This is a genomic window from Clostridium sp. MF28 (assembly GCF_002969175.1).
GTDB lineage: Bacteria > Bacillota > Clostridia > Clostridiales > Clostridiaceae > Clostridium > Clostridium beijerinckii.
Genome location: NZ_CP014331.1, coordinates 2,972,359 through 2,985,626 on the forward strand (window position 1 = coordinate 2,972,359; position 13,268 = coordinate 2,985,626).

12 protein-coding genes and 1 pseudogene are annotated in these 13,268 nt (G+C 30.6%); all 13 read right to left on the reverse strand.

Annotated features, from left to right (window positions below):
• Nucleotides 1-37: 37 nt before the first annotated feature.
• Nucleotides 38-2,011: an excinuclease ABC subunit UvrB gene (uvrB, locus tag AXY43_RS12630; protein ID WP_017212231.1), complete on the reverse strand. Its 1,974-nt coding sequence runs from the start codon at nt 2,009-2,011 to the stop codon at nt 38-40.
• Nucleotides 2,012-2,287: 276 nt separating this feature from the next.
• Nucleotides 2,288-3,646, reverse strand: coding sequence for a hypothetical protein (locus AXY43_RS12635; protein ID WP_039773072.1), 1,359 nt, complete (start codon nt 3,644-3,646; stop codon nt 2,288-2,290).
• Nucleotides 3,647-3,657: 11 nt separating this feature from the next.
• Entirely contained in the window at nt 3,658-4,920 is a 1,263-nt protein-coding gene (locus tag AXY43_RS12640; protein WP_012061017.1) for a S41 family peptidase, read from the reverse strand.
• A gap of 161 nt (nt 4,921-5,081) precedes the next feature.
• Nucleotides 5,082-5,972: a permease-like cell division protein FtsX gene (gene ftsX, locus AXY43_RS12645; RefSeq protein WP_012061018.1), complete on the reverse strand. Its 891-nt coding sequence runs from the start codon at nt 5,970-5,972 to the stop codon at nt 5,082-5,084.
• A complete protein-coding gene (gene ftsE, locus AXY43_RS12650) occupies nt 5,962-6,648 on the reverse strand; it encodes a cell division ATP-binding protein FtsE (RefSeq protein ID WP_012061019.1) in 687 nt (228 codons plus the stop codon). The genes ftsX and ftsE overlap by 11 nt, the downstream gene beginning before the upstream one ends.
• A 126-nt stretch (nt 6,649-6,774) precedes the next feature.
• Complete coding sequence (locus AXY43_RS12655) at nt 6,775-7,629, reverse strand: YitT family protein (RefSeq protein WP_012061020.1); 855 nt, start codon at nt 7,627-7,629, stop codon at nt 6,775-6,777.
• A 162-nt stretch (nt 7,630-7,791) separates the two neighbouring features.
• Nucleotides 7,792-8,735, reverse strand: a pseudogene (locus AXY43_RS12660) (transketolase family protein).
• Complete coding sequence (locus AXY43_RS12665) at nt 8,735-9,556, reverse strand: transketolase (protein WP_012061022.1); 822 nt, start codon at nt 9,554-9,556, stop codon at nt 8,735-8,737. The pseudogene AXY43_RS12660 and the gene AXY43_RS12665 overlap by 1 nt, the downstream one beginning before the upstream one ends.
• Nucleotides 9,557-9,783: 227 nt before the next feature.
• Nucleotides 9,784-10,137: a type II toxin-antitoxin system PemK/MazF family toxin gene (locus AXY43_RS12670; RefSeq protein ID WP_009172938.1), complete on the reverse strand. Its 354-nt coding sequence runs from the start codon at nt 10,135-10,137 to the stop codon at nt 9,784-9,786.
• Nucleotides 10,138-10,146: 9 nt separating this feature from the next.
• Nucleotides 10,147-10,404, reverse strand: coding sequence for a hypothetical protein (locus AXY43_RS12675; protein WP_012061023.1), 258 nt, complete (start codon nt 10,402-10,404; stop codon nt 10,147-10,149).
• Nucleotides 10,405-10,630: 226 nt separating this feature from the next.
• Nucleotides 10,631-11,263 carry a germination lipoprotein GerS-related protein gene (locus AXY43_RS12680; RefSeq protein WP_023975322.1) on the reverse strand — a complete coding sequence of 211 codons (633 nt, stop codon included), beginning with the start codon at nt 11,261-11,263 and terminating at the stop codon, nt 10,631-10,633.
• A gap of 65 nt (nt 11,264-11,328) precedes the next feature.
• Nucleotides 11,329-12,837 carry a bifunctional ADP-dependent NAD(P)H-hydrate dehydratase/NAD(P)H-hydrate epimerase gene (locus AXY43_RS12685; RefSeq protein ID WP_039773078.1) on the reverse strand — a complete coding sequence of 503 codons (1,509 nt, stop codon included), beginning with the start codon at nt 12,835-12,837 and terminating at the stop codon, nt 11,329-11,331.
• Nucleotides 12,837-13,208: a holo-ACP synthase gene (acpS, locus tag AXY43_RS12690; protein WP_012061026.1), complete on the reverse strand. Its 372-nt coding sequence runs from the start codon at nt 13,206-13,208 to the stop codon at nt 12,837-12,839. Before acpS ends, AXY43_RS12685 begins: the two co-directional genes overlap by 1 nt.
• Between the last annotated feature and the right edge of the window lie 60 nt (nt 13,209-13,268).

The window sequence follows — 13,268 nt, forward strand, 5'->3', positions numbered from 1 at the left end:
AGTTTTATGCAATATATCATATATTGATTATTACCCATTACTTTCCATCTTTAATTTCATTAATAATATCTCTAAGCTCAGCTGCTCTTTCGAATTGAAGATTTTTTGCCGCTAAAAGCATTTCTTCTGTAAGATCTTTAATTAACTTATCTTTTTCTTTCTTAGTAAGTTTTTTCTTATCCGCAGCTTTATATTCTTCGACTTCTTCTGAAACCTTTGTTGCTTCTATAATATCTCTTACATCTTTAATTATTGTTGTTGGTACCATTCCATGTCTTTCATTATAATCTTTTTGTATAGCTCTTCTTCTTTCCGTTTCCTTCATTGCTTTATCCATAGACTTTGTTATATTGTCAGCATACATTATAACCTTGCTTTCTGAATTTCTAGCCGCTCTTCCTATTGTTTGTATTAATGATGTTTCTGATCTTAAAAATCCTTCTTTATCGGCGTCTAAAATTGCAACTAAAGCTACCTCCGGTATATCTAATCCTTCTCTTAAAAGATTTATTCCTACAAGTACATCATACTCGCCAAGCCTCAAATCTCTTATTATTTTCATTCTTTCTATTGTATCAATATCTGAATGCATATAAGTTGTTTTAACACCAAGTTCTATTAAATATTTAGTTAAATCTTCTGCCATACGCTTGGTTAATGTAGTTATTAATATTCTAAATCCACACTCTATCGTTTTATTAATCTCTCCATATAAATCATCAATTTGTCCTTTAATAGGTCTTATAATGATTTCTGGATCTAACAATCCTGTAGGTCTTATGATTTGTTCAGCGATTTCTTCAGAATTATCTATTTCATAAGCCGATGGAGTAGCACTTACAAACACTACTTGATTAATTTTCTTTTCAAATTCCTCAAATTTTAGCGGTCTATTATCATATGCACAAGGTAATCTAAACCCATAGTCTACCAATGTATTTTTTCTCGATCTATCTCCTGCATACATTGCTCTAACCTGAGGTAATGTTACGTGGCTCTCATCTATAAACATAAGAAAATCTTCCGGAAAATAATCTATTAATGTTTTAGGCGGTGTTCCTGAAGCTCTACCATCTAATATTCTAGAATAATTCTCAATCCCACTACAATATCCCATTTCTTTTATCATCTCAATATCAAAGTTAGTTCTTTGCCTTAATCTTTGAGCTTCTAAAAGTTTATCCTGAGCATTAAGCTCTCTAAGCCTCTCCTCTAATTCTCCTTCAATTATGCCAATTGCTTTATCAACAGTCTCTCTAGATGTTGCAAAGTGGGATGCTGGAGTTATGGCTACATGATTTCTTTCTCCTAGGATACTTCCTGTTAATACATCAAATTCTCTTATTCTATCAATTTCATCCCCAAAAAATTCAATTCTAATCCCTTTATTTGAATACGAAGCGGGAATTATATCTAAAGAATCTCCTCTAACTCTAAAAGTTCCTCTTGAAAAATCTATATCATTTCTTTCATATTGAATTTCTATGAGTTTCTTTATAACCTCATCTCTCTCTTTCTCCATTCCAGTTCTAAGACTTATAGTCAACTTTTTATATTCATCTGGATTACCTAGACCGTATATGCAGGAAACAGATGCGACAATTATTACATCCCTTCTTTCAAAAAGAGCTGAAGTAGCTGAATGCCTTAATTTATCTATTTCATCATTAATTGATGCATCTTTTTCTATAAAGGTATCTGTTTGAGGCACATATGCTTCTGGTTGATAATAGTCATAATAAGATACAAAGTATTCTACTATATTATCAGGAAAGAACTCCTTAAATTCCGAACATAATTGCGCTGCTAAAGTTTTATTATGAGCTAATATTATAGTAGGTCTTTGTAATTTTTCTATAACATTTGCCATAGTAAATGTTTTTCCTGAGCCTGTTACTCCAAGCAAAGTTTGAGCTCTATTATTGCTTTTTATGGAATTGACTAATTTATCGATTGCTTGTGGTTGATCCCCCGTAGGTTTAAATCTCGATTGTATTTTAAATTCTCCCATTATATTACCTCCGATCCGAACAGACATTCGTATTATATGTCTATTTTACTTTTCCTTAAGTATTAAGTCAATAAATTATCCTATTTATTTTAAATGCTTACTCATGCCTTTAATACTCTCCATATATCTAAAATATTATAATTATTAGATGTTTACTTTATTTAAATCAGTTGTAATTAAAATTATTTATTAAAAAAGATAAAATTCATTTTAAATATCGCTCAAATAAAAATATTATTATTAGCTAAAGAAAAAAGTGGCCAAGCCACCTTCTAATTACATTTTATTATCTTTATTCTTAACATCCTTATCATGTTTTCCATCATTCTCTTTTTCTATTTTATATTCAACTTTATTTTCAGACCCCTTTAATGAATTCAGAACATTTTTAAAATTTCCTCCATCGACTGGCACAATATCTTCCTTGCTTACATTTCTAGGTACTACTAAAATTCCAAGCCTAGTATTTTTATTATGCCTAAATTGAATATCTTTTACCATTCCATGAGAATCCTTTATCTTTAAAACTGCATTATATAAGTTTTTCTTTAAAATAGAATACACTTCCGCTTCGGAATTAATCTTTTTACCATTCACTGATAAAATTTTACTTTGAATATCAACTCCAAATTCCCGCATCCTAGAATCTGCTGACATTTCTAAAACTACCAGACCTTCTTCATCGCTAACAAATTTAGCCACTTGCTTTTTCTCTCGATCTGCCTGAAGCTTAAGCATTAACTCATGAGCTGCTGGCATAAAAATCACAACAAATACTTCACCAATAATTCCAAACCTAGCAATCTGAGCCGAAATTGTCAGAAGAATTCCATAAGCTAGTATGTGTACTCCTGAAGATATAGCTTTTTCTCTTTTACTTTTTGTAAATGTAATTGATGAATAACCTAATACCATATAAAAAGGAACTATAGAAATAATACTTCCAGCTATTAATGCGAGTCCATATGGTAGTTTAATTAATGGCCACCAATCTGGATTAGATATAGATTCTGTCATATAACTCAACATCGAATTATTCCCATTCATAGCAATAATTATTGCTATTGGCAATGCCCAATATCTTTTTAATGCATATCCACCTAAAATTTTATTATCTCTATTTGTAAATACAGGTACAGCTCCTCTATCTCCATCGACAATTACTAATATCCCTTCAATAACATGGAATACTCCTATAAGAATTGCTAAATAAAATATATTTAGATCAAAAACTCCTAAACTATAAGGAATGAATATATTAATCAATTTAATTATAATTACTATACCACCTAGAATTGCTCCCGAATAAGAAAAGCATATTAACCTTGGTCTTATAAGCATTAATAATATTGATATAACAAACAAATACGATATTCCAGAATTTTCACTAAAAACTACACCTAAACTTGTAAGTATTATGCTTCCTATAATTCCACCTATAATTCCTAAAACAAGTTGAGATAGTGTAAGTTCAATAGATGAATTTACACTACCTCCTAAAATTATTTTTTGCATAGTTACTACTTTTTTGTTCTTTGAATGTAGTACCATTATTAAGAGTATTAATAAGAATACTAATGGAGGGGTTACTATAGCACCTGATACGCTCCGTAGCGTATATATAAATAAACCCATTTAATCCCTCCCTATTTAATCTTTTCTCCTATTTTTTCAACCGCTGTCTTTAGCTGCTCATCAGCATTTTTATCATAGCTCTTTTCATCAATACCAACAGGTGTTGTAACATCAAAATCTGGGGCTATCCCTTTTTTATGAATATTCTCTCCATTTGGAGTATAATATTTAGAAATAGTTACTTTAAGTCCACCAATATTATCATCAAATTTAACTGTTTGCTGAACTATACCTTTCCCAAAAGTAGTTTTTCCAACAATTGTTGCTGCGCCATAATCTCTTAAAGCACCTGTAACAACTTCTGATGCACTAGCGCTATTTTCATTAACTAGTAAAACCAATGGCATGCCTTCAGCATCTCCACCAATTGATAATGAATCATTTCTGTTTTCATATTTATCAATTGTGTAAGTTATTATCTTTCCTTTCGGAATAAACTGTGATGCAACGCCTACTGCTTCTGTTAATAGCCCACCAGGATTTTCTCTCAGATCTACTATCAAGCCTTTCATCCCTTGAGATTTCAATTCATCAATTGTGTTTTTGAAATCTTCTGCCGTATTTTCATTCATGAAAGTTTTTATACGAATATACCCTATTGAAGAATCTAGCATATTCCCTTTTACTGATTCAATCTTTACTTTTTCAGGTGTTACATTAACATCAAATTCATTAGTATCTGCTCTCTTAATAGTCAGTTTTAACTCTGAATTATTTGCCTCTGCAATCATAGACGTTGCTTTTTTTAAATCGTCACCAGACACATCGATATCATTTATCTTCTCTATTATATCATTTTCCTGTAGTCCAGCCCTATCAGCAGGTGCTCCTTTAACAGTATCTAAAATTGTTACCTGTTTATCTTTTAACGTTACAGTAACACCTATTCCTGTCATACTTCCACTACTTTGTTTCATTAAATCATCAAATTCGCTTTGATTCATAAATACAGTATATTGATCATTTAAGGAATTAGTCATTCCCTTGATCGCTCCTTCTAAAAGAGCATTGTCATCAATTTCACCATCAAACTTTTCAATTAATTTATCTCTAACTGTAAAAAGTGCTGAATATTTACTCTTATCATTTATCTGAGAAGCTGTACTCTTGACTTCTGGCGATGTTCTTACTAGAAATATCCCTTTAGTAGCAATATAATTTCCTCCTAAAAAGGATACACATATAAGAAATACTATAAAGATTACTGTTGGTATTAAAATTATTTTTCTATTTTGCCTTCTATTTGCAAATATGTATTTTCTTGATTCCTTCACCTATAAAGACTCCCTTTCATATGCATCATACATATAATCCCAATATATATCTTTATAGATTAAAGTGGATTATATTGTAAAGTTTTTCTCAAGATTTCATAGTATAAAATACTATTTTTCTTTATTCCTATTTTTATTATATTTACACTTATTTGCAAAAATTATACCACTAAAAATTTCCTTAATGAAATTATACTAGCAATTCCACCAACTATAATACCACCAAGCATAAATTGCCATAATAGAGTTGAGAATATAAACGTTGCTGGTACAAGGCTTACAAATACCAATTGCGAAGCAATCCACCTAACTAGTCCATTATATGCTGCAAATAAAGCTCCACATGCTAATGTTGCTCCAATAAACCCTATTACCATTCCCTCTATTACAAATGGCCATCTAATGAACCAATCAGTAGCCCCTACAAATTTCATAATTCCAACTTCTCTTCTTCTTGAATATACAGTTAGTTTTGTAGTATTCATTATTAAGAATATTGAAACACCTACTAATATTATAAATAACCCAAAACCAACTACTTTTACACCATTTACTATCCCTACAATCTTGTCTACTAATTCTTGTTGATCACCTATAGTCTCAACACCTTCGAAGTCTTTTATTCCTTCACTTACGGCTGACGCATATTCTGGAGATTCTAATTTTACTGTAAATGATGCTGAAAAAGGATTATTTTGCAATGTATATCCTTTTAGTAATCCTTCATTTTCATTCGTAGTACTTTGAAAATTCTTATACTCTTCTTCTTTTGATTGGTAAATTACATCTTTAACGCCTTCAATTTCTCGTAATTTTATTTCTATCTCCCTTTGGTCAATAAGTTTTATATCATCCTTAAGAAATATCTTTAGTTCTACTTTATTCTGAACAGTATTTATTCCTTTGTTTATATTATTAGCAACTAATACGAATATTCCCAAAACAAAGAAAGTTATAAGAACAGTAATTACTGAAGCAATACTAATAGTCTTATTTCTTTTTAAGCTTGTAAATGCATCCTTAATAAAATGTGCAATAGTATTAATTTTCATCTTCGTACTTACCTCTTTTCTCGTCTCTAACGATTTCTCCTTTTTCAATAGCTATAACTCTTTTTTTCATATAGTCAACAATTTCCTTTGCGTGTGTAGCCATAAGAACTGTAGTTCCAGACTTGTTTATATCCTCAAGTAATGACATTATTTCTCTAGCTGTATCTGGATCTAAGTTACCAGTAGGTTCATCAGCAATCAAAACAGATGGATTATTAACTAGTGCCCGTGCTAAAGAAACTCTCTGCTGTTCTCCTCCCGATAATTCATTAGGAAACATTTTATATTTATGAGATAATCCAACTAACGATAATACCATTGGAACTCTTCTTCTTATATCTTTTTGAGATGCTTCTACTACTCTCATAGCAAATGCAACATTTTCATATACGTTAAGAGTTGGTATCAATCTAAAATCTTGGAATACCATTCCTATCTTTCTTCTGTAATAAGGTATTTGCTGCCTAGTAATAGATGATAAATCTTTATCTCCTATTAATATTTTTCCGTTGGTTGGTTCAATTTCCTTCAAAAGCATTTTTATAAAAGTAGATTTCCCAGATCCACTTGGGCCTACTAAAAATACAAATTCTCCTGCTTCTATCTCAACATTAATATCTGACAAGGCTTTTACATTATTATTGTAAATTTTAGATACTCCTCTAAACTCGATCATACTCAAACACTCCTTCTTTATTGTATATTCCGCAAATTAATTGCAAAACCTACAAAATTAATTATAACATAAGAATACTTTCTAATGTTATACAATTTTATTAAATTTGGAGCCATTTGTTGGTAATTAATGTTGTTTTATATCATTAAATCCTTCACCTAATACTTCATGAACTTCCCCCACTGTTATAAATGCATCAGGATCTACATCTTTTATAAACTTCTTCAATTTTATGAATTGATTCCTACTTAAAACGGCATAAAGTATATTAGTTTCCTTCTCTGTGAATGCCCCTACTCCATTTATAAATGTACAGCCTCTATCTAATGTATCTATTATATATCTACTTATCTCATAATTACTTTTACTAATAATAAATATACTTTTACAAGCATTAAATCCTTCTATAACTCTATCAACTATTAAACCAAGTAGTATTATACTTAGCATAGAATACAACGCAACATCCACTCCAAATACAAACGCACTTGCTAAGGTTATTACAAAATCTACTACCAATAAAGATTTTCCTATATCTAAATGAAAAAATATATTTAACATTTTTGCTAATATATCTGTTCCTCCTGTTGATGCATTTTCATTAAATATGATAGCCATTCCGAATGCTGAAATTAATGTTCCAAAAATAGTTGCCATCATTAAGTCATTTGTGATTGCCACTGGCTTTAAGAACCTCTCAATTGCCCATATTATAACTGATAATCCTAAACTAGCATAAATCGTCTTCACACCAAATTTTCCATCAATGAATATAAGTGCAACTATAAATAACAATCCATTTAAAATAAAGCTCACTACACCTATTGAAAAAGATGGTATGACCGCATTAATAATTATTGCTATTCCTGTTACTCCACCTGCTGCAATATTGTTTGGAGCGTAAAAGTACTCAATAGAAAGCGCAACCAGAATTATCCCAAATGTTATTATTAAATATTCTCTAAATTTTGATTTTTTCATTGTCATCTTCCCCTTTTAATTTTTATTTATATTAGAATTTCTCTCATAGTTTTCCTTGTTTATTTTTGATTATTCAAAAATAGAAAATGCAAGATCCTCAGCTATTTCATAAGCTTTGTATCTTGCATTTTCGGTATGTTATATTCTATTATTCTGGGTTGATTATTTCTTTAATGAAATAGCTTTCTTACTATGCTCTACTATGGCTTCTACTGTTAATCCATACGCTTTTAATAGTTCGTTTGGCTTACCACTTTCACCAAAAGTATCTTTTATCCCAACTTTTAATACTGGTACTGGACATTCTTCTGTTAAAACTTCAGCGACTGCTGAACCTAAACCACCAATTATACTATGTTCTTCTGCTGTAACTATTGCTCCTGTTTCTCTCGCTGCAGTAGCTAATAGTTCTTTATCAATTGGTTTTATTGTATGTATATTTATTATTCTAGCATCAATTCCATCTTTAGCCAACTCTTTTTTAGCTTCTAACGCTAATTCAACCATTAGTCCTGTTGCAACTATAGTAACATCGTTACCTTGTGCTAATGTCACACCTTTTCCAATTTCAAACTTATAATTATCTATGTTATTTACAGTACTAACAGCTAACCTTCCTAATCTAACATAGCAAGGTCCATTGTATTCTGCTATGGCTAATATTGCTGCTTCAGTTTCTATATCATCTGCCGGATTAATTACAGTCATATTGGGAATACTTCTCATTAGAGATATATCTTCGATAGATTGATGAGTCGCTCCATCTTCTCCAACTGTTAATCCTGCATGGGTTGCACAAATTTTAACATTCAACTTTGGATAACATATAGAATTTCTTATCTGTTCAAAAGCTCTTCCCGCTGCAAACATTGCGAAAGTACTAGCAAACGGAATTTTCCCACAAGTTGAAAGCCCTGCTGCAACTCCCATCATGTTTGATTCTGCTATTCCCATATTTATAAATCTTTCTGGTGAAACAGCTTTAAAATCAGCTGTTTTAGTTGATTTTGATAAATCAGCATCTAGTACTACAACATCTTTATTTAAATTTGAAAGTTTTACTAACGCTTTACCATAAGCTTTCTAGTTGCTACTTTATTTCCCATTAGTTTTCCCCTCCAATTTCCTTTAATGCTTGCTCACATTGTTCTTTATTTGGAGCAGTTCCATGCCATCCTGCTTGATTTTCCATAAATGAAACACCCTTACCTTTTACTGTGTTGCATATAATTGCAGTTGGTTTTCCTTTAACTTCCTTTGCTTTTGCGATAGCATTTATGATTTCATCATAATCATGACCATTTATAGTCAAAACGTTCCATCCAAAAGCTTCAAATTTTTTATCTATAGGACCAGGATTCATAACATCTTCTATGTTTCCATCTATTTGTAGTCCATTATTATCTATAAATGCAGTTAAATTATCTAATTTGTAATGAGCTGCAGACATTGATGCTTCCCAAACTTGGCCTTCTTCAAGCTCTCCGTCTCCTAAAATTGCGTATACTCTATAATCCTTCTTATCAAGCTTTCCTGCTAATGCCATTCCAACTGCCGCAGAAATTCCTTGCCCTAGCGAGCCCGTAGACATATCAATTCCTGGTAAATCATTCATATTAGGATGTCCTTGTAATCTTGAACCTGTTTTTCTTAGGCTCTTTAACTCTTCTACTTCAAAATATCCCTTTCTAGCTAAAGCACTATATAACGCTGGTGCCGCATGGCCTTTTGATAAAACAAATCTGTCTCTATTTGGATCTTTTGCGTTAGATACATCTATGTTCATTTCTTTAAAGAATAATACAGACATAATATCAGCTATTGACAAAGAACCTCCTGGATGACCTGATGATGATTCTGTAAGCATAGAAACTATATCTTTTCTCATTAACTTTGAGATTTCTTCAAGTTTGTATTCATTATTCATTATACAACCCCCTATTATTAATTTACTCATTTATATTATGTTTTATTTTAACATATTTATTCTAGCATACAAAATATATTTTGTATACCTCATTCATTAATGTGATATACTTTTAAGCATATTCATATAATATAGAGTATTCTCACGCACAAAAAGAGTAGTACAAATAAAAAAATCATCTATACCACTCCTAATATTAATAGATATAAAACCCTTTTGTTTTCTCTTTAGCTTAAATTCAAGCTAACCGCTAATGCTTTATCAACCTTTTTCATGTCTGCTTCAGTCATATGTCCAATTTTTTCTTTAAGTCTTCTCTTATCTAATGTTCTTATCTGTTCCAATAAGACAACAGAATCTCTATTTAATCCATACTCTTCTGATGAAATTTCAACATGAATAGGAAGCTTAGCCTTATTTATTTGAGATGTTATTGCAGCTACAATAACAGTAGGACTATATCTATTTCCAATATCATTTTGTATTATAATAACAGGTCTTATCCCACCCTGTTCGGATCCTATAACTGGACTTAAATCCGCATAGAAAATTTCCCCTCTTTTTACCACAATGTTTGCCATTCTAAATAATCACACTCCGCAAATCCATGCCTCATACTCATTAACATCATCTAACATATATTCAAAACCTAATTTAGAATATTCCAAGTTTATTTCAGCCATTTCTTGATAACCATTTTTCATTAGTTTTTCAAAATCAGCTGAAAATCCCTCGTTAATATATTGTATTAACGATTTCTCCATAATTCCACTATTTTTTTTAATTTTATTATTCCCTGAGTTAACTATTTTTTTATTTTTCATGTTATTTAGATTAATTATTGACATCTTTTCGCCTCCATAGCAGTAAAAAGTTCTTATAACTATGATTATATTGCAAATTATGTCAATTTGTCAAAGGATTTGTATTACTTCTTTACCATTCTCTAGATAATTCTTATTAAATGTTTTCTCTACAAAATTTCTAATATGTACTTTAATTTATATTTAGATTTAGTATATCGTTTTTTAATATTAATGTTGGCTTGATTTCTAATTAATAAATTTATTCAAATCAAAATAAATCATCACTTAATGTTTTTTCTTTTTTAAAATCACTATACTTTACTATTACTCTCTCTTTATTATCATCATCTAAAATCTTTAATAATACTGGAACCTTCTTATCCTTATCTACATAGAATTCAGCTTTATTTAAATGCTTATTCTTGCTGTTAAATTCTATATCTATTTGTAAATATACTCCTGGTCCCCAATCTGCTTTAACCTCTTTTATTTCATCAGCTTGCTTATTAGATAGTATATTTTCTATGAATGCCAAAGGATAAATTACGTCTATATCCTTATCAAGTGTATATCCCGCTTTATCTTCGTCACCCTCAACTTTTATCTCTGAACCGTTATAAACCTTAACTCTGTTATAGTCATTTCCGAATTCTATTCTTGACCCCTTATCAAAACTATAGTATTGCATTGTATTTTCCTCGAATTCAGACTTAGAATTCTTAAACAGATAATCAACTTTACTACTATAATACTTTGTGTCTTTCAGTTCACTAATTATATCTTCATTTGAAGGGGTAATTACGTCTCTACATAAAATAACTAACAAAATCATAAGTATTGGAATAAGCACCAAAATACCTATAATTATTTTTTTATTGAACAATACTTTTCTAAAATCCATAAGGCCTCCTAAGATTTATTACTACATATTACTATTTATGAAAATCTTAGTGACTTTATTCTTAATTAATCAATAATACTGTTAATTTCTTTAGGTAATTCGGTTATAATATCTCTTGCATTTACTATGTAAACTTGTTTGCTTAATTTATCAGCTATATTCCCATGAATATATGCACTTAAAAGAGCAGCCTGATTTATGCTAGCTCCTTGTGACAGAAATGCATTTACTATTCCGGTCAATGCATCTCCCATGCCTCCTGATGCCATCTTACTGTTGCCAGTAGGATTTATATAAACTTCTTTTCCGTTCGAAATCACGGTATTATACCCTTTTAATAAAACAATTATTCCATACTGCATAGCAACTGATTTTGCTATGCTGACTCTATTAGCCTCCACATCTTCAATACTCATTCCTAGAAACCGTGCCATTTCACCTGGATGTGGAGTAATAATTGCCCTACCCTTTAAATTATTTAGCAAGTACTTATTTTCCCCTATAATAGATATCCCGTCCGCATCAATCACAATAGGACATTTACTGTTACTTATTATCTTTTCCAACAAGCTTTTTTCTCTTTCTCCAACCCCAATTCCAGGACCAAAGGCAATAGAACTTGCTCTTTTTATAAGTTCTATAAAGTTATCATTATCTTCATAGTCTAATGTCATAGCTTCTGTTAATCTGCTTGATAGTATCTTTTGCACCTCACTGCTGCATGCTAGTGTAGTCAATCCCGCACCCGCTCTAACCGTACATTCCGTAGTTATAAAGGCGGCTCCAGTAAATCCGATTCTTCCAGCTACAACTACTGCTCTACCGTAATCTCCCTTATGACCATAAACCTGCCTTTTTAAAAGCATCTTATTATATTCCTTTTTTTCTAGCATATAAAAATTATTAGAGTTTTTCTTTTTTATATACTCTGGAATACCTATTTTTAATATTTTAATTTTTCCGACACAATCAATAGCTTTATAATCTAAAAAGCCCTGTTTGATGAACTCAAATGTATAAGTTATATTAGCATGAACCGCGATTCCTCTCTCAATACCTAAGTCACAGTCTAAACCCGATGGCGTATCAATCGCCACCACAAATTTTGCATATAAATTTATACATTCTATAATACTTTTAAACATTCCCACTAAATCTTTGTTAAGGCCGACACCAAAAATCCCATCTATTAATAGGTCATAGTCTTTAATATCACGTATTACGTTTTCATCTATATCGTTCTCTGACTTTATAAATAATATGTCACTCTTTTCAATTATTTTTTCTAATATCCCAAAGTTAATTTTAAAATCTTGACTGTAATTTTCGTCTTTACTTAGAATATAAACCCTTACCTTTTTCCCCTCTAATATCAAATGTCTAGCTAATGCAAGGGCGTCCCCCCCATTATTACCTTTTCCACATAATATTAAAAACGATTCACTTTTATCTGAAATCTCCCCAAATAAACTTATCGCAGCATTTTCCATCAATACGATACTAGGAATTCCAATATAATCAATGCATTCTCTATCAATTTCTCTACATTGTTTAGCCGAAAAAATTTCTAACATTATATTGCCTCCATAACTGCATAAGCTATAGCATTTTCATTACTATGTGAAATACTAACATGCATATTAAATTCTTTTATCTCCAATAGGTTATATATTTTATCACTTAAATTCACTATTGGCTTTCCCAACTCATTTCTCAATATTTCAATATCTTTTAATCCAAATCCTCTAAATCCAGTTCCTATTGCTTTACTAATCGCTTCCTTAGCAGCAAAATTTCCTGCTACTACATTCCCCTTAAATCCTTTTAATTTGAAATATGCAATCTCATTACAAGTAAATGATCTTTCAATAAAAGTATTTGTTCTTTGTATCGCACGCTCTATTCTACTTATCTCTATTATATCTGTTCCAATTCCAATAATCATGATTTATCGCCTTTCTTAGTAATCTCTTACCATATACTAGCGTAAATATTTAATTATTTC